Genomic DNA, 18,265 nt, shown 5'->3' with positions numbered 1-18,265 from the left:
TTATGGGCATAAAAGCAGCATTAAGCAAACCTTTTGCCTTTTTAATTTCTTTGCAGATCAATAAGCTGCGTAAAAACGCGGTGAAGTTTCAGGAGAAGATTTTTGCTGATCTGATAAAAACAGGTGTAAAAACAGCATTCGGGAAAGATCATTATTTCGATAAAATCAACAATTACGAAGATTTTAAAAAGCATGTTCCAATTCGGGATTACGAAGAATTAAAACCCTATATCGAACGGGTAATACACGGAGAAGAAAACGTGCTTTGGCCGGGCAAACCTGCTTATCTTGCTAAAACTTCGGGCACAACTTCCGGTGTAAAATATATTCCGATTTCTAAAGATTCCATGCCCGAACATATCCGTGCTGCCAGAAATGCTTTATTAAATTACCTTCACGAAACCGGCAATGCTTCTTTTACCGATGGAAAAATGATATTTTTACAGGGAAGCCCGGAATTACAAACCAAAGCCGGAATACCTGTTGGAAGGTTATCCGGAATTGTTGCGCATCATGTTCCTGGTTATCTTTTGAAAAACCGGATGCCAGGTGATTCCGTAAACCGGATTGAAGACTGGGAAGCAAAAGTAGATGCGATAGTTGCCGAAACGATAAAAGAAGATATGACTTTGATATCAGGAATTCCGCCCTGGTGCCAGATGTATTTTGATCGTTTAACCGAAAAATCAGGCGGGAAAAAGATCAAAGACATCTTTCCAAACTTCAAACTTTTTGTTTACGGCGGCGTAAATTATCAGCCTTATAAAGCAAAAATTGAAGAAAGTATAGGTTTTCCGATTGATTCTATTGAAACTTATCCCGCTTCTGAAGGCTTTATCGCTTACCAGGATTCGCAAAAAACCCATGATTTATTGCTTTTAGCTGATGCCGGAATGTTCTTCGAATTTATTCCGACAGAAACTTATTTTGATGAAAAACCGGTCCGTCTCAGCTTAAAAGAAGTAGAATTAGATAAAAATTATGCTTTAATTTTAAATACAAATGCCGGTTTATGGGGCTATAGTATTGACGATACAATTAAATTTACTTCCCTCAATCCGTACAAAATTGTTGTAACAGGAAGGATTAAACATTTTATTTCTGCTTTTGGTGAACATGTGATCGGAGAGGAAGTAGAGCAGGCGCTGATGCAGGTTGCCGCAGAAGAAGGTGTAGAAATTACAGAATTTACAGTTGCGCCGCAGGTAAATCCTTCCGCAGGAGAATTTCCATTTCATGAATGGTTTATTGAATTCGGCAAAGAACCAAAAAATCTTATTGATTTCAGCAAAAAAGTAGATGAAGTAATGCAGCAAAAAAATATTTATTATGCTGATTTGATCGAAGGAAATATTTTGCAACCGCTTAAAATCCGTCAATTAAAAAAGAACGCTTTTATTGATTACATGAGAACTCAAGGCAAACTGGGCGGACAAAATAAAGTCCCGCGATTGTCAAATGACCGTACAATTGCAGAAGTGTTGGAAAGTTATATTTTAATGTAGATTTTTGTAGCTTAATAAAACTATTTTTCGTATTTATTCTTCAAAAATAAAACCCTTACAAAACCAACACATTTGAAAAGTATTGCCATTTTAGGTTCAACCGGCAGCATTGGTACGCAAACTTTGCAAGTGGTTCGGGAAAATCCTGAACTTTTTCGCGCCTGTTTGCTTACGGCACAATCAAACGCAGATTTACTGATTAAGCAAGCGCTGGAGTTTTTACCAGAATATGTAGTTGTTGGTCAGGACAACTTATTTTATACGGTAAAAGAAGCATTGCGGCATACTTCAATACAAGTTCTTGCCGGAAGTAAGGCAATTACTGATATGGTTACCGCTCCGGAAATTGATTTGGTTTTAACTGCGCTGGTTGGTTTTGCAGGTTTACAGCCTACCATTGCTGCAATAAAAGCAGGAAAAGACATCGCGTTAGCAAACAAAGAAACGCTGGTTGTTGCAGGAGAACTGGTGATGAAACTGGCTAAAGAACATAACGTTTCTATTTTGCCTGTTGATTCTGAACATTCTGCCATCTTTCAATGTTTGGTTGGAGAAGAACCACAATCCATAGAAAAAATTATTTTAACCGCTTCCGGCGGCCCTTTTCGTGGAAAAGATATTGAATTTCTCTCCGCAGTAACAAAAAGTCAGGCTTTAAAACATCCGAACTGGGTGATGGGAGCAAAGATCACCATTGATTCTGCTTCGCTGATGAACAAAGGCTTGGAAGTGATTGAAGCTAAATGGTTGTTTGATTTGCGGGCTGATCAAATTGATGTAATCGTTCATCCGCAATCTATCATTCATTCGCTTGTTCAATTTAAAGACAGTTCCGTAAAAGCACAAATGGGTTTGCCGGATATGAAATTGCCAATTCAATACGCGCTGACTTATCCGCAGAGAATAAAAAATAATTTTACACGTTTCAGTTTTGCAGATTTTCCGTATCTTACTTTTGAGCAACCGGATCTGAAAACTTTCCGTAACCTTGCACTGGCTTTTGCAGCTTTGGATACGGGCGGGAACATGCCTTGCATTGTTAACGCTGCCAACGAAGTTGCAGTAGCTGGTTTTTTAAAAGAACAAGTAACATTTTTGGGAATGAGTGATCTGATTGAAGAATGTACGCAGCGGATTTCGTTGCATAAAGAACCCGGACTGGAAGATTATTTAAATACCGATCTGGAAACAAGAACTTTAGCCCAAAATTTAATATTTAAAAAAGGTGCATAAAAACAGCATCAACAAACTGAAAGATTTTATATGAACGTTTTAATTATGATTGGCCAGCTAATTGCCGGCTTATCGATCCTGGTGATTTTGCATGAAGCAGGTCACTTTTTTGCAGCCCGCGCTTTTGGTATCAAGGTAGAAAAATTTTATCTTTTTTTTGATGCCTGGAACATCAGCTTGTTTAAATACACATACAAAGGCGTAGAATATGGTATTGGCTGGCTGCCTTTAGGTGGTTACGTAAAAATTGCCGGTATGATTGATGAATCTATGGATACCGAACAATTAGCAGGCCCGCCACAACCCTGGGAGTTTCGTTCTAAACCAGCGTGGCAACGTTTAATTGTAATGCTGGCCGGCATATTCGTAAACATTGTACTTGGAATATTTATTTTCTGGATGTTAACCATTAAATATGGCGAAAGCTATATTCCAAACCAAAGTGTAAAATATGGTATTGTTCCGGGAAAAATTGGACGTGAAATCGGTTTAAAAGCAGGAGATAAAATTACTGCTGTTAACGGCAAAAAGATTGTTCGTTTTGAAGAGTTGATCAGTTCTAAAGTATTGCTTGGCAATTCTCAGCTTACCGTTGATCGTGATAACCAAATACTTAACCTAAGCGTTCCCGGAAATATTTATAATGAAGTTGCAGATTATGGTATTGGCGAATTTATACAGCTACGCAGTAAGTTTATGGTAGATTCTGTTGTTGCAGGCAGTAATGCACAAAAAGCAGGCTTGCAAAAAGGCGACAGCATCAAAGCAGTTAACCAGCATCCTGTTGTTTTCTTTGATCAGTTTCAAACATTAATTAAAGCAAATAAGGACAAACAGATTAACCTGGAAGTCAAAAGAAATAACCAGTTATTGCAAATTCCGGCTACCGTAAATGCACAAGGTACGCTTGGTTTTGCTGCAAAAGGGGACGAACCGGTTATCGAAAAAGAAAAATTCGGCTTTCTGTCTTCATTACCGGTTGGCGCTTCTAAAGCCTGGAGTACTTTTTCTGATAATGCCAAAGGAATTGGCCGTGTGGCAACCGGACAAATTAAAGCGAACCGTGCTTTTGCCGGTCCGGTAACGATGGCAACTATGTTTGGAAGTCATTTTGATGTCGGCAAATTCTGGAGCCTGGTTGGTTTATTATCCATGGCTTTAGCGCTGATGAATTTGCTGCCAATTCCGGCTTTAGATGGCGGACATGCCATGTTTTTAATTATCGAAATGATTAAAGGCAAACCGTTAAGTGATAAATTTATGGAGAAAGCACAAATTGTAGGTTTCTGTATCCTGATTGCTTTAATGGTTTTTGTTTACGGAAACGATATTTTGCGCCACGTAATCAACAAATAATTCAATATTAACCATGGATTACTTTGAATTTTACGGTTTGCCCGAATCTTTTGAGTTAGATGCCGCCCAACTGAAAAAAAAGTTTTACGAATTGAGCAAAAAGTACCATCCTGATTTTTATACAGCAGAAAGTGCAGAAAAACAGGAAGAAGTTTTGCAGTTATCAACCTTAAACAATAAAGCGTACCAGGTTCTGTCTGACCCAAACAAAAGGGTTGACTACATTTTACGCCAGCACCATTTGTTAGCCGAAGGAGATAAATATCCTTTAGCGCCTGATTTTTTAATGGAGATGATGGAGCTGAACGAGCAGTTAACGGATGCCGGAGATGAAGCAACTTTCAATCAAATAAAAACATCGGTAAAAGAAGCATCAGATGCTTTAGAAGCCGAACTGGCACAGCAAACAAAGGGTTTCAGCAGTAAAACAAAAGCCGAGCAAGATGCCGCGTTAAAAAAAGTATTGGATATATATTATCGTAAAAAATATTTGTTGCGAATACAGGAGAGTTTGAATACATTTGCAACCCGCTAACAAAGCAATGCCCAGCTGGCGGAATTGGTAGACGCGCTGGTCTCAAACACCTGTGGGAAACCGTGCCGGTTCGACTCCGGCGCTGGGTACAAAGCCGGATTTAGCTCACACTTGTGTTCTAATCCGGTTTTTTTATGCCTTAATCACTAATAATCTTAGAGATTAGGTTAGCAGATTTTTTAACTTCTGCTGTTCAGTTTTCTATTCCTTCAAAAATTTATTTTCAGAAAAGAGCAGGCCAGTTTCCCTTTTAGCTTTAATATTTGGATTATTCGGGCTCAATGTTATCACTTAACAAAAATCTTTTGTTAGCGATTTTCATTTTCTGTAATTTCTAATTCAGAGATTACTCAACGGCTTGAAGTTCGATTTCCAACCTCGATCAAATCGAAATTGTTTAATCAGCAGAAATCAAAATAAACAATTAAACAATGCAATCAAAACAAAGCAACGGGATCAGTAGGTTGATAATATTAAAAATTTAAAATGAGAGCTTTACTTTATGGGCTATTTAAATTGTGTTCAATTTATTTTCTATGCTTCTTTTATCACTTAAAAATTGGTAAATTTTTAGTTTTTGATTTTGAAGTTGTTTAAACTTTTTTTCTGGCCCTCTTTTTTTGAGCCGATGCTTCTTTTATCACCTAAAAAATGTTAACCATTCACTAAAGACCTACAAGGTTTTCAAAACCTTATAGGTCTTTAGTGATTAAATGTAAAAACCAATTTTATCCGGTAAAAGAAGCATCGGCACCAAACCTGGGCATGCCGAAGGATCAAATTGAAATTGGTACCAAAAAGTTTAAACTCCCTCTTTATTTAAATTCTGCAAACACCAATTTTTAGGTGATAAAAGAAGCATTGTTTTTTTCTTGCTTACGGTTTTAGCTGTTTCAGGGGAAATCAGGAATGAGAAAGCAAGTGATGCACCGATAAAGCCTAAAACAAATTTAGGGAAACGCTCCCAGATTACTTTTAAAGTTGGTTTTTGCTCCGCATTTTGGGCAGCCGGGTTTTTAGTATAAGTCCAGTAAACAGAAATGGCAAAAGCAGCAACTCCTAACAATACATTTTGCGAAAACTTAACAATTGTACTGATTTTTAAAGCTGCTTCTCCCACCAAACTTCCCGAAGCAACTACGGCACCTGTTGTATCGATACTTCCGCCCAGCCATGCGCCGGTAACTTCCTGCGAAAAGTGAAAATAATGGGCGATGATCGGCATAAAGATCATCATCGGAATGGCGGTGATCAAAACCATCGAAATAACATAAGATAATTTTTTTGAATCGCCTTTGATAGCGCCGGAAGTAGCAATCGCTGCAGAAACGCCGCAGATGGAAACGGCACTGGAAATCATCATCGTGGTTTCATCATCTACTTTTAGTTTTTTGCAAGTCCAGAAAGCAAAGTACCAAACAGAAATTACAACGACTAAAGATTGCATCAAACCTAAAGAACCGGCCTTTAAAATATCAGAAAAGATGATGGTTGTGCCCAGCAAGACCAATCCGATTTTTACAAAAAGCCCGGTAGAAAGCGAAGCGCGCAGCCACTTGGGCAGGTTTAAAAAATTACTGATAATTAACCCGAGCGACAGGCTGATGATAACGGCTTCCAGGTTTAAACCTTTAACTGTACTGTTGCCAGCCAGGACCAAAGCAAAAATAGTAAGCAGGAAAACCACAGGAAAACCGGTTAAGGCAGAACGCAAATTTTTACCGGTAAAAGAAGCACCAAGCGCAGCAATTATCAGTACGAATACAAATTGTTCGGCCAGGACCAACAGGTTTTGGGGCGATAATACTTTGCTAAAAAGATCGCTGCTATCTTTCCAGCCAAAAACCGGAACAGAAAGCAAAAAACTAATGAGTGACAAAATGATGATAAGCGAACCGAGAAGTACAACGGTTCAGTCTTCGTGTATGGTAAAACGGGTTTGGGTTGAAGTCATGTTAGAAATGGTAGATTTTAGGTGGATAAAAACAGTATCAGTGGTAGCTTAAGGGAGATGCTTTCAATCCGAATACTTCTTTTAATGCCCTTTTTGCTGCGTAGTAACCGCACATACCATGTACGCCGCCGCCCGGAGGTGTGGAAGATGAACAGATATACAAGCCTTTGGCAGAGGTTTTATAAGGCGACCAGCGCAAAGCCGGGCGCGTAAACAGTTGTTTAATATCGATAATGCCACCGTTAATATCACCACCAATATAATTGGCGTTGTAAGCTTCAATTTGGGCAGTATTCATGGTGTTTCTTGCCAGGATCGTATCACGAAAACCGGGCGCAAAACGTTCTACCTGTTTTTCAATAATTGCTGTCATATCAGTTTTGCTTCCGTTAGGTACATGGCAATATGCCCAGGCCGTATGCTTTCCTTCTGGGGCACGTGTTGCATCAAAAAGACTTTGCTGGGCCAGCAGGATAAAAGGTTTTTCTACCAGTTTTCCCTGCGATGCTTGTTTTTCTCCTTCAGCAATTTCCTCCAAAGTATTACCTAAATGGATGGTTCCTGCTTGCCGGCATTCTTCCGCAGTAAACGGAATTGGCGCGTCTAAAGCCCAGTCAATTTTAAAAACACCCATGCCGTACCGGTATTTTTCGAGCTGCCATTTGTAGATATTAGAAAAACGGTGGCCAGCAATTTTAAGCAGTTGCTTAGGTGTAATATCAAACAAAACGGTTTTAGAAGAAGGAAGCTGATCTAATGATTTCACCTCAAAATCAGTCTCAATTTTCCCTCCCAAAAAAACAAAATAAGCGGCAAGTGCATCTGCAATTTTGCAGGAACCGCCTTTTGGCAGAGGCCATCCTTTCAAGTGTCCGTTAGCCATCAAAACCAGCCCAATTGCCGATGTAGTTAAGTTAGATAAAGGCTGAATACTATGCGCTGCCATCCCGGCCCAAAGTCCGCGTGCTTCTTTTGTCTTGAATTTTTTAGCTGTTTGTAAAGCAGAAGGCAAAGCATCCAAACCAAAACGGGCCAGGTTAAAAGGATGTTTGGGAAAATGAAGCGGACCTAACACATCCGGCGCTAATCCAGGCCAGTAGCGTACCAAAGGTTTAATTAATTTAGAATAAGCTTTTGCATCGATGCCTAATTTAACAGCCGTTTGTTCTGTAGTTCCATACAGGGCAGCAGCTGTTCCATCATCAAAAGGATGTGCTGCAGCAATTGGCGGGTTAATATATTCCAAACCAAAATCAGCAAGCGGCAAAGTTTTAAAAAACGGAGAACCAGCAGCCAGGGGATGGATAGCTGAACAAATATCATGTACGAAACCAGGCAAAGTAACTTCTGCAGAACGTAAACCTCCACCGATTTTCGATTTTGCTTCCAGCACTAAAACGGATAAACCTTGCTGCTGCAAAGTAATAGCAGCAGCAAGTCCATTCGGGCCAGAACCAATTACGATAGCATCAAAATCTTTTTTATTTTCTAAACTCATTTGCTTCTTTTAGCAGTGTTTTTCTCCTGCAAAGGTCTTATTTTTCAACCTTAATATTGGCCGGCCTGCAACTTACTTTCCGATAATAACGGCTTCCGGTTAGATTTATCGAGTACAATATAAAGAGAGTCGCGCTTATTAGTAACGCCGGTTAATACAATATGATTTCCATCAATCAAAAACAGTACGTGGTTTGTGGTATCGGCGTCGTAATAAAAAGCACGCCGGCCACTGCCTGTACCCTGATGCCCAAACTGCTTTAAACATTAAAAGACGAAGATGTGGGCCAAACACACTCAGGACAAAAAAAGCTATAATTAAAAAGAAGCGGCTGTTGGCTGGATCATCCCTATCAGCAGTATGAAACTGAACAAAAGAATTTCATATTTCTATTACCTCAGAAAAAAAGTAATTTATTAATAAGTTTCCCTCCGGTTTTATGCCTTATTTTTTTACTTGTCTGACTGAATGGGATAAGAAGGTTGTGGCAAGTATCTAAATTAATTTAACATTTAAACTGCTTGTTTACTGTATCTACTAAATGAAATATATCAAAAGGTTTACTGATAAACCCATCAGGATGACAAAAGTTGTTTAAGGAATCCTGCAGGTTATGACTGGCAGAAACCATAATTACCGGTATGTTTTTAACTTCTGTTGTACTCTGTTTAATATCCCTGCAAATATCCCTGCCATCAATGCCGTTATCCAGCATTACATCTAAAAGGATCAGGTCGGGGTGTAGCTTTTTAATAAAAAGAATAGCGTCTTTTCCAGTCATCCTTACCGTTGTTTGATAGCCTTCCATCTCCAAAATATCACTCATCACTTCGCATATCGGCGCATTGTCATCTACAATCAGTATATGTTTCATTTTTCAAAAATTAAACAGAGGCTTTCCTTCGCCCATTATTTTTTTAGCTAACAGGAATTTGGATGCATGCATTTAACAGCAGGAGAGTGCAATTTCATATCATCAGCCTTACAGATTCCGTTTACTGCTGTTTGTTATACGCACCGGATTGAAATAAGATTTAGGTTTAACGGATAAGGAATAAAGCCGGTGCCCTGCATTGTTTTACAATAAATGCAAGTAAATCATACTTTTTTTGCTGGTGCAGAATGGGCATGCTTCTTTTATCGGATAAAAACTTGTACAGGTATAAATTGAAATACCCGCAAATTTTGGGGTGATAAAAGAAGTATCAATGGTTTTTGGATAGATTTGAAACAGCTTATGCTGTTGTACAGACAGTTTAAATTAAACCAGAAATGTTAAGCCAAAGGCAAATTAAACTAAAAGGTACTTCCTTGTCCTGGTTAGCTTTCCTCATCTATTTTACCATGATGGAGATAATTTTTGCACAAAAATATAAACCGGTACCGATGCCAGAAACAGTTTGAGTGAATTGCGTTCCTGCGCGATAAACCGTTCAACTATTTACCAATCTTTGAAGCTAAAATTGTTTGAGGAATTTAAACAGGGCCTAAAAATGAAAACCAAAAGCGGTTTATAACGTTGTAGCTGTAAATTACTTAATTATCAGAATTATGGGACTCGATTTAAAAGGTAACTGGAACCAGTTAAAAGGTAAGGTAAAACAAGCTTACGGCGATTTAACTGACGATGATTTAAAGCACGAAGAAGGTAAAGATGATGAACTGCTGGGCAAGCTGCAAACCAAAACCGGCAAAACCCGTGACGAAGTTGTAAAATGGCTGGAAAGCTTGTAGATACTTCTTTTATCACATAAAAATTAAAAGGAAGCTTGATTTTCAGGCTTCCTTTTTTATTGCTCAAAAATATCTTTTAAATCAACAGAAAAGCCGTTTAAAATGGTGGAATGGAATGATTCTGGTTGCTTAACCTTTTGATCGAGCGTATAAGCATCATCTTTCAACACATAAACTTCAACGTTTTGCTGAATGGGGTCAATGATGATATACTCAGTAACACCATACTTTTCATATATATCTTTCTTCTGCCGTAAATCATAATAAGCGTTGGACGGAGAAAGTATTTCTACCACTAAATCCGGCGCACCTTCTATCCTTTCTTTTACAATTTCCGCTTTTCTTTCTTCTGAAATATAAATTAAATCTGGTTGAAGGACGTTGCCGTCGTTAAAATAAACATCAAGTGGTGCAGCAGCAGCATAACCTTTGTTTTTTGTTGATTTTAAAAAGATGTTTAATAAAGTAGAAAGTTCAAATGATATTTTTTGGTGATATGGGTTTGGTGAAGGAGACATAATCAAATCATAATTTATTAATTGAAAAGGCGCACCTTCTTCCAAAAGCATGTAATCTTCTACTATATATCTTGTTTTTTTCTCAGCAGTTACCATATATCAAATATAAAAATCTTATTTATAATTTTGCGGCATGGCAAAAGCAATAAAACCAACTATTTTGGTTGTAAATGATGATGGTATTACAGCACCAGGCATTAAAGCATTAATTGAAGTAATGCAGGAAATAGGGCAGGTAATTGTAGTTGCGCCCGATAGTCCGCAATCCGGAATGGGACATGCCATTACCATTGGCAAACCACTGCGTTTGGATAAAGTTGATTTGTACGAAGGTGTGGAAATGTACAAATGTTCCGGTACGCCGGTAGATTGTGTAAAGCTTGCCGTAAATGTTGTTTTTCAGGGAAAAAAACCTGATCTGTGCGTTTCCGGCATCAACCACGGTTTAAATAATTCGATTAATGTTTTGTATTCCGGAACGATGTCGGCAGCGGTAGAAGGCGCCATTGAAAGTATTCCTTCCATCGGTTTTTCTTTGGATGATTTTACTTTGGAGGCTGATTTTTCTGCTACAAAAAAATACATCAGGCAAATTGCAGAACAGGTTTTGAACCATGGCTTGCCGCAGGCCACGTTGCTTAACGTAAACTTTCCGAATACAAAAGATATAAAAGGGATCAAAATCTGCCGACAGGCAAACGCCAAATGGGCGGAAGAATTTGATGAAAGATTAGATCCGCATAAACGCAAATATTACTGGTTAACAGGTGTTTTTCAGGTGAACGATCAGGGCGAAGATACGGATGTTTGGGCTTTAGAACATCAGTATGCTTCGGTAGTCCCTGTTCAGTTTGATATGACGGCACATCACGCAATGTCATTTTTAAACAGCTGGAAGTTTAACGATTAAGCTATTCCTTGATGCTGTTTAAAGTTAAATCTATTCCCTGCTGGCCGCCTTTCAATTTATAAATTAATGGAAAATCAGGATTATTCAATATCCATAATTTTGTTTTTCCTTTAGCTGTTTCTGCGTAAAAAATATCAGCTTCTTTATCGTTAATTTTGTAAGAAGTGGTATCGGCGATAACGTTAAAAGTTTGTCCGTTCAACTCAAAAGTTTTGTTAGTGATTAAGTTATTGAACGTATTTTTAGAAAGTACAGCAAGCGTTTCATCGTCCTTTAATTTAGTTACGCCATCTGTTTGCGGTTCTTTTAAAGCCATTTTTTTGCCGCTTGTAATGGCTTTTTCCGACATTTCAAAAGTGCCAGTACCTAATTGCGGAATGTTGTATTGCATTTGAACAGGCGCAGTAATGCTGGTAATAGTAAGCGTTAATGGAATATCCTGACCGAAAGCATTAGAATGCGCGGTGTAATTAAGAACAGTACCGTTTTTAAATTGCGGTACATATTTTTGTGCAAAAGCTGTTGCTGTAAAGCAAAGCATTAAGGCAAAAGCATAAATTATTTTCATATTTAAAGCTGCAGTTTTTTAGGTGATAAAAAAAGTATGTATCAATATTTCTACCATTCTTGTAATTTTGGATTGATGGCTGTTAAAAATAATATTGTTACAGGTGCGCTTGTTGGGCTAATACTTCCTTTACTGGCTTATTTTATTGCTGAAATTCTTTTTAAAGATCAGCTTATTCCTGATAAACCGGGCGTTCCTTACCTGATTGCAATTGGCATCAACCTTATCCTTCTAAAATTCATTTTTAAAGCTGACAAAGATAAAGCGGGAATCGGCTTATTGGTGGTTACCTTTATTGTCTTGATATTAGCTTTTATCTTCAAAATAAAACTCCGCTAAAGCATGAAATATTATTTAATAGCCGGAGAAGCTTCGGGCGATTTGCACGGCGCGAACTTAATAGCTGCTTTAAAATTAAGAGATCCGAAAGCTGAATTTAGGTTTTACGGCGGAGATTTAATGAAAGCTGAAGGCGGAACGCTGGTGAAACATTATGCCGAAATGGCTTATATGGGTTTTGTAGAAGTTGCTTTAAACCTCCGCAAAATCCTTAAAAACATGAAAAGCTGCAAGGAGGATATTGCAGCCTGGAATCCCGATGTGATAATTCCGATTGATTTTCCTGGCTTCAACCTAAAAATTGCAGCTTATTGTAAAGAAAAAGGTTTCCCGGTTTTTTATTATATCTCGCCAAAGGTTTGGGCCTGGAACCAGAAACGGGTTTTAAAAATCAAAAAGGTGGTTGATAAAATGTTCTGTATCCTGCCTTTTGAGGTTGATTTTTATCAGTCCTGGGATATGAAGGTGGATTATATTGGCAATCCTTTACTCGATGCTGTTTTTAACCATAAAAAAAATGAAGCTTTTCTCACACAAAATAACCTCAGCCAAAAACCAATTATAGCTTTATTGCCCGGAAGCCGGAAGCAGGAACTGAAAGGAATTTTGCCGGATATGATGCAAGTTGTTGATCAATTTCCTGATTATCAGTTTATTATTGCCGGTGCGCCTTCTTTCGATCAAAACCATTATGCTTCTTTTATCGGTGAAAAAAATGTACCCGTCGTTTTCAATCAAACTTATGATCTATTGGGAAACGCTACAGCCGCTTTGGTAGCTTCTGGCACGGCAACTTTAGAAACAGCTTTGTTTCATGTTCCCCAAGTTGTACTTTACAAAGGAAACGCGATAACCATTGCTATTGCACGTGCTTTAATCAAAATCCGTTTTATTTCTCTGGTGAATTTAATTATGGACAGGGAAATTGTAAAAGAATTGATCCAGAACGATTGTACGCCGGAAAAGATCAGCAAAGAGTTAGACCGTTTGCTGCACAATCAATCCTACCGAAAAACGATGCTCGATAATTATGATTTGCTGGATGAAAGAATGGACGAAGCCGGCGCATCTGCAAAAACTGCTGATCTGATGATCGGCTATCTTAAAAAATGAAGTTGTTGAAAAACAGGTGCTAAAAGAAGCATTTATATTTTATTGATAATCAGGTTTAAACATATAATTTTTTTGAAAATACTTCTTTTATCTGTCAAAATAAATTACTTTTTTTGCTGAAACTTATTTAACCAATAGTTTCAATTTCTACTTAAAACTAATATCATTTTATGAATAAAATTTTTACACACAGTATTTGTGCGTTTATTTTTATCATTTTTTTGGTAGCAAAATTATCCGCACAACAAACAACAATATCAGGTACTGTTTCTGATAAAACCTCTAAAGAAAAATTAGCCGGTGTAACGGTAACGGTAAGGGGAGGACAGGCCACTTCTACAGATGCTTATGGACATTTCAGCTTTAAAACCACACGCCAAAAACCTTTTACGCTGGTTATTTCTTACGTCGGTTATCAAACCCTTGAGCAACAAATTACAGGTTCTTCCACTGATCTTAGTTTTGAACTGCAGCAACAGGGGATTTTAGGCCAGGAAGTTGTTGTTGCTGCTTCGCGTACACCGGAAAGAATTTTGGAATCGCCGGTTTCGATTGAAAGGGTAAGTGCCACTGCCATTCAGCAAGCCGCTGCACCTTCTTTTTATGAAGCTTTGGCAAACTTAAAAGGCGTGGAAATGAGCACGCAAAGTTTAACTTTTCAATCCATCAATACGCGTGGCTTTAATACTAATGGCAACGAACGTTTTAACCAATTTGTGGATGGAATGGACAATCAGGCGCCTGGTTTAAATTTTTCTATTGCAAATATCGTTGGGCTTACCGAATTGGATATAGATAATGCAGAATTATTGCCCGGCGCTTCTTCTGCCTTGTACGGTTCTGGTGGTATTAACGGAACTTTGCTCATGACTTCTAAAAGTCCGTTTACTTATCAGGGTTTAAGCGTTCAGTTAAAAACCGGCCTTAATCACGTAAACGATCCTCAGCAAAAAGCATCTGTTTATAATGATTATAGTATGCGTTATGCCAAAGCTTTTAACAATCGCTTTGCTTTTAAGGTTGATTTTTCTTACTTAAAAGCTAACGACTGGCAAGCCAGAAATTATACAGATTATGATCGCTTAAATAACGTTACAAAAGCTGGCACACGTACAACAGATCCAAACTATGACGGCGTTAATGTTTATGGCGATGAAATTAATACCACTTTTGGTGCTACCGCAGGCTTTTTAAACGGTCAAACCGTTTCGCGTACCGGATATAACGAAAATGCTTTGGTTGATTATGGAACTAAATCCATTAAAACTTTAGGTGCGTTACATTATAAGTTTAATGATAATTTAGAGGCAATAGCACAAGCTGATTATGGTATCGGAACTTCTGTTTATACCGGTTCTGATCGTTATTCTTTAAAAAATTTTACTTTAGGTCAGTATAAATTAGAGGTAAAAGGAACTGATTTCTTTTTGCGGGGATATACTACACAAGAGCGTTCTGGCGATGCTTACAATGCAACTGCTTTGGGTACTTTAATTAATGAGGAATGGAAACCGTCAACCACGTGGTTTACACAATATGCCACTGCTTATAATGTTGCACGATTAGGCGGACAAACAGATGCGGCTGCACAACAAATTGCCCGTTCTACTGCAGATGCTGGCCGTCCGCAACCTGGTTCAACTGCTTTTCAGGCATTAAAAGATGATGTTACCAGTAAAACAATTGGCCCGGGCGGCGGCGCAAAGTTTAATGATAAATCCAATTTGTATAATGCCGAAGGTATGTACAACTTCTCGAAATTGTTAAATAATGTGGTAGATATTTTAGTAGGGGCAAATTATCGGATTTACAAATTGCATTCTGATGGAACATTGTTTGATGATTTAACGAGAAGTATCAACATTAACGAAGTTGGCGCTTATGCCCAAATCAATAAAAAGTTATTTGATGATAAATTAAAACTTACCGGTTCTATCCGTTATGATAAAAACCAGAATTTTGATGGGAAATTTACGCCACGTATTTCCGGTGTTTATACAATAGCGCCAAATAATAATATCAGAGTTTCTTATCAAACCGGTTATCGTAATCCAACTACTCAAAACCAGTATATAGATTTATTGGTACGCACAAATACACGTATTATTGGTGGTTTGCCAGAGTTGCTTGATAAATATAATTTAAATACCAATAAAGGTTACACTTTGCAAAGTTTCCAGCAGTTTAGTGCAACTGGCAACCCTGCTGTTTTACAACCTTATACTTTTGGCAAGTTTAATCCGGAAAGCGTTCAAGCTTACGAAGTTGGGTATAAAGGTTTGATAACCAATAAGCTTTTAATAGATGCCTATTATTATTATAACCAGTATAAAAACTTTATTTCAAACATCATTCTCATTCAAAATCCAACACCTGGAAATCCGGTCGGCTTGGCTAATTACCAGGTTTTTTCAACTTATGCCAATAATCCTGCAAAAGTAAAAACTGATGGTTTTGCTGTAGGCTTAGATTATCAGTTATATAAATTAAATTTAACCGGAAACGTATCTTATAATAAGTTAAGCAGTGCAAGCAACGGTTACATCAATCAGTACAATACACCCGAATACAGATATAATTTAGGTATCAACAGCAGTAATATTTATAAAAATATCGGCTTTAATGTGCAGTATCGCTGGCAGGAACAATTTCTTTGGGAATCTCCTTTTGCAACCGGAACAGTCCCTGCTTTTGGTACGGTTGATGCGCAGGTTTCTTACAAAATCAATCCGGCAAAATGTACGGTTAAAGTTGGCGGATCCAATATCCTGAACAAATATTATGTTACTTCTTATGGCAATCCGCAAATTGGCGCCGTTTATTATGTTTCTTTATTATTTGATCAGCTTTTAAAATAATGTTGAGAATAGATGTTATTCAAACCTCCACTAGCAACAATGGAGGTTTTTTTATGCTTCTTTTAGCACCTAAAAATCAGCGTTTAATTTTTTTATTGATCAGGAATTGAGAAACCTGATTTTAAAGAAAAGAATTGCTGCAAGCAGGAAGATAATTTTGAGGTATGCAAACATATTGCTAACTATGCTTATTATTTGTGAATTAGTTTTCTGCTGATTCTGAACCAATTTATAGCTTAACTAACCGTACTGATTTAGCCCGATGATTAAAGTCTAACTGATTGAATATGGCGTATTCTTTACTTTCTGATGAAGAGTTGGTTTTGCGTTTAAAAGCAGGTGATGCTGATGCTGTAAAGGAAATATACAACCGTTACTGGAAAGAGATTTTGCTCACCTATCATCGTAAATTACACGACCAGGAACTGGCGGAAGAACTCACACAAAACCTTTTTATCAGTTTGTGGGAGAAAAGAAATTCTGCAGAGATCAAACATTTACGTTTTTATTTATTCGGAGCGGTTAAATACAGCATTATCAATTATCATAAAGCTTTAAGTATTAAAAATAAGCATCTCGATTATTACCGTCTGGATAAGCAGGAGCAGGAAAACGTTACCGAGAAGCAGGTTTTACTACACGATCTTTCATTAGCTATTGAAAAAGGAATTGAGCTTTTGCCGGTAAAAACCAAACAGGTTTTCAGGTTGAGCCGGATGCAGCACCATTCCGTAAAAGAAATATCATCCGATTTAAATATCTCGGAAAAAGCGGTAGAATATCACATTTCCCGGTCGGTAAAAGTTTTAAAGCTTTATCTCAAAGAATATCTGCTTACGCTAACCCTGATGCTTCTTTTACTGCACTAAATTTTGTGCCGATAAAATTCTTTAAAAAATATTTTTAAAAAGGTTAGGGATAGGCATACCGGGAATTTACTTCTCTATATAAACCAAGCCAACTACCTTTCATGAGCCGCAAAAACTTCCACGATTTATTAGCCAGGTACCTGGAAGGGAAATGTACTGCCGAAGAAAATGAAACCGTAGAGCAGTGGTATAAAATGCTGGACGATGAAAAGGTTGGTTTTACAAGAGAAGAATTATCAAGCGTTGAAAACCGGTTATGGACAAAAATAAGCAGTCAGTTTAAAGAAATTCCTGATCAGCCTGAAGCTACTTTGCCTGTTTACCAGTTTTTTGCCGGTAAAAGAAGCATGGTTGGCCGGGCAGCAGCGCTTGCCGGCTTTGTTGTTGCAATTAGCATGTTGTTTTTCTACTCCAAACAAAAAAATCCTGATTTTAACGTAGCCGTTAAAAATGAATCTGTTGTTCATTTTATAAATAAATCTGCCACACCTGAACCAATTTATTTGCAGGATGGAAGCTATGTTTTGTTAAAACCAGGTTCTGCACTTACTTATCCTAAACATTTTGCCCGGCAAAAACGAGAAGTTTATTTAACGGGAGAAGGTTATTTCCTCATCAGTAAAAATCCTGCAAGGCCGTTCCTGGTTTATAACAACAATACCATAACGCGTGTGGTGGGCACCAGTTTTATTATCAGTAGTGATGCCGAAACACACAAAACAGAAGTTTCGGTACAAACCGGGCGGGTAATTGTAACAGAAAATATCGAAGAAAACCTGATTAAAACGGTATTGGGCAAAAAGGCAGAAGTGATCCTGACGCCAAATCAAAAAACGACTTATAATTCTGAGCAGCAACGTTTTACAACTACGCTTGTTGCCGCACCATTACCAGTGTTAAAACATAATGAAACCTTAAATAAAGCTGATTTTGTATTTAATGAAGCACCGGTTTCAACTGTTTTAAAAGCTTTGGAAAAAATGTATGCCATAGAAATTATTGCCGCAAAAGAAGTAAACGAAGCAACTTTTACAGGTGATATTAACGGGATGGACTTATACAGTAAACTGGATTTGATTTGCCAATCGATACATGCTGGTTATCAGATTTCGGGAACTAAAATTTACATTAATAAAAGCATCAATTAACCAATTAATCTAAAAATATGAACAAAAGTATTTACATCTGAACCTGAAAATAAAAAACCGGCAATGTGGGGACATTGCCGGCATAACAAACCTTTACAGGTATTTCGTCCGGTTATATTCCATTTTA

The 18,265-nt window shown here is 37.7% G+C and carries 17 protein-coding genes and 1 tRNA gene; 13 read left to right on the top strand and 5 right to left on the bottom strand.

The genetic code is table 11. The features are described 5' to 3' along the window. Positions 1–2: 2 nt before the first annotated feature. The 5 genes from GO621_RS06010 to GO621_RS05990 all read left to right on the top strand — a co-directional run bounded on the left by GO621_RS06010 (position 3) and on the right by GO621_RS05990 (position 4,718). Entirely contained in the window at positions 3–1,505 is a 1,503-nt protein-coding gene (locus tag GO621_RS06010; RefSeq protein ID WP_157565127.1) for a GH3 auxin-responsive promoter family protein, read from the top strand. Positions 1,506–1,577: 72 nt separating this feature from the next. Continuing rightward, complete coding sequence (locus tag GO621_RS06005; protein ID WP_157565125.1) at positions 1,578–2,738, top strand: 1-deoxy-D-xylulose-5-phosphate reductoisomerase; 1,161 nt, start codon at positions 1,578–1,580, stop codon at positions 2,736–2,738. A gap of 30 nt (positions 2,739–2,768) precedes the next feature. After that, a complete protein-coding gene (rseP, locus tag GO621_RS06000) occupies positions 2,769–4,094 on the top strand; it encodes an RIP metalloprotease RseP (protein ID WP_157565123.1) in 1,326 nt (441 codons plus the stop codon). A 13-nt stretch (positions 4,095–4,107) separates the two neighbouring features. Next, on the top strand, positions 4,108–4,629 hold the full coding sequence (gene hscB / locus GO621_RS05995; RefSeq protein WP_157565121.1) for a Fe-S protein assembly co-chaperone HscB: 522 nt from the start codon (positions 4,108–4,110) through the stop codon (positions 4,627–4,629). Positions 4,630–4,638: 9 nt separating this feature from the next. Continuing rightward, positions 4,639–4,718 (top strand) — tRNA-Leu (locus GO621_RS05990). Between the two features lie 713 nt (positions 4,719–5,431). Here the strand turns inward: GO621_RS05990 and GO621_RS05985 are convergent. Next, positions 5,432–6,508 carry a YeiH family protein gene (locus GO621_RS05985; protein ID WP_232335600.1) on the bottom strand — a complete coding sequence of 359 codons (1,077 nt, stop codon included), beginning with the start codon at positions 6,506–6,508 and terminating at the stop codon, positions 5,432–5,434. Position 6,509: 1 nt separating this feature from the next. Here GO621_RS05985 and GO621_RS19190 point away from each other — a divergent pair, with 1 nt between their 5' ends. Next, a complete protein-coding gene (locus GO621_RS19190) occupies positions 6,510–6,635 on the top strand; it encodes a hypothetical protein (RefSeq protein ID WP_262884983.1) in 126 nt (41 codons plus the stop codon). On the opposite strand, the gene GO621_RS05980 is transcribed toward GO621_RS19190, so the two are convergent. Then, complete coding sequence (locus tag GO621_RS05980) at positions 6,621–8,081, bottom strand: phytoene desaturase family protein (protein ID WP_157565119.1); 1,461 nt, start codon at positions 8,079–8,081, stop codon at positions 6,621–6,623. The genes GO621_RS19190 and GO621_RS05980 overlap by 15 nt on opposite strands. 505 nt (positions 8,082–8,586) lie before the next feature. Further along, positions 8,587–8,955 (bottom strand): response regulator transcription factor, encoded by a 369-nt coding sequence (locus GO621_RS05975; protein ID WP_157565117.1) that lies wholly within the window; start codon positions 8,953–8,955, stop codon positions 8,587–8,589. Between the two features lie 677 nt (positions 8,956–9,632). On the opposite strand from GO621_RS05975, the gene GO621_RS05970 reads away from it, so the two are divergent. Then, positions 9,633–9,815, top strand: coding sequence for a CsbD family protein (locus tag GO621_RS05970; protein WP_157565115.1), 183 nt, complete (start codon positions 9,633–9,635; stop codon positions 9,813–9,815). Positions 9,816–9,871: 56 nt separating this feature from the next. Here GO621_RS05970 and GO621_RS05965 read toward each other — a convergent pair whose 3' ends face one another. Beyond that, entirely contained in the window at positions 9,872–10,429 is a 558-nt protein-coding gene (locus GO621_RS05965) for a Uma2 family endonuclease (protein ID WP_157565113.1), read from the bottom strand. Between the two features lie 37 nt (positions 10,430–10,466). Here GO621_RS05965 and surE point away from each other — a divergent pair, with 37 nt between their 5' ends. Beyond that, positions 10,467–11,243, top strand: coding sequence for a 5'/3'-nucleotidase SurE (gene surE / locus GO621_RS05960; protein WP_157565111.1), 777 nt, complete (start codon positions 10,467–10,469; stop codon positions 11,241–11,243). 1 nt (position 11,244) lies between these two features. Here the strand turns inward: surE and GO621_RS05955 are convergent, their stop codons facing one another. Further along, a complete protein-coding gene (locus tag GO621_RS05955; RefSeq protein ID WP_157565110.1) occupies positions 11,245–11,811 on the bottom strand; it encodes a hypothetical protein in 567 nt (188 codons plus the stop codon). 75 nt (positions 11,812–11,886) lie between these two features. On the opposite strand from GO621_RS05955, the gene GO621_RS05950 reads away from it, so the two are divergent. From GO621_RS05950 to GO621_RS05930, 5 genes are all read left to right on the top strand, one after another. Beyond that, positions 11,887–12,150 (top strand): hypothetical protein, encoded by a 264-nt coding sequence (locus GO621_RS05950; protein WP_157565108.1) that lies wholly within the window; start codon positions 11,887–11,889, stop codon positions 12,148–12,150. A gap of 3 nt (positions 12,151–12,153) precedes the next feature. Continuing rightward, a complete protein-coding gene (lpxB, locus tag GO621_RS05945) occupies positions 12,154–13,263 on the top strand; it encodes a lipid-A-disaccharide synthase (protein ID WP_157565106.1) in 1,110 nt (369 codons plus the stop codon). 170 nt (positions 13,264–13,433) lie between these two features. Next, positions 13,434–16,121 (top strand): TonB-dependent receptor, encoded by a 2,688-nt coding sequence (locus GO621_RS05940; RefSeq protein WP_157565104.1) that lies wholly within the window; start codon positions 13,434–13,436, stop codon positions 16,119–16,121. Between the two features lie 287 nt (positions 16,122–16,408). Continuing rightward, complete coding sequence (locus GO621_RS05935; protein WP_157565102.1) at positions 16,409–16,990, top strand: RNA polymerase sigma factor; 582 nt, start codon at positions 16,409–16,411, stop codon at positions 16,988–16,990. 101 nt (positions 16,991–17,091) lie between these two features. Next, on the top strand, positions 17,092–18,138 hold the full coding sequence (locus tag GO621_RS05930) for a FecR family protein (RefSeq protein WP_157565100.1): 1,047 nt from the start codon (positions 17,092–17,094) through the stop codon (positions 18,136–18,138). Positions 18,139–18,265 lie beyond the last annotated feature (127 nt).

The sequence above is a fragment of the Mucilaginibacter arboris genome (assembly GCF_009754915.1).
Taxonomy (GTDB): domain Bacteria; phylum Bacteroidota; class Bacteroidia; order Sphingobacteriales; family Sphingobacteriaceae; genus Mucilaginibacter_A; species Mucilaginibacter_A arboris.
Note: the sequence above shows the minus strand (reverse complement) of the source record. Positions and strands in the feature narration are given on the sequence as shown.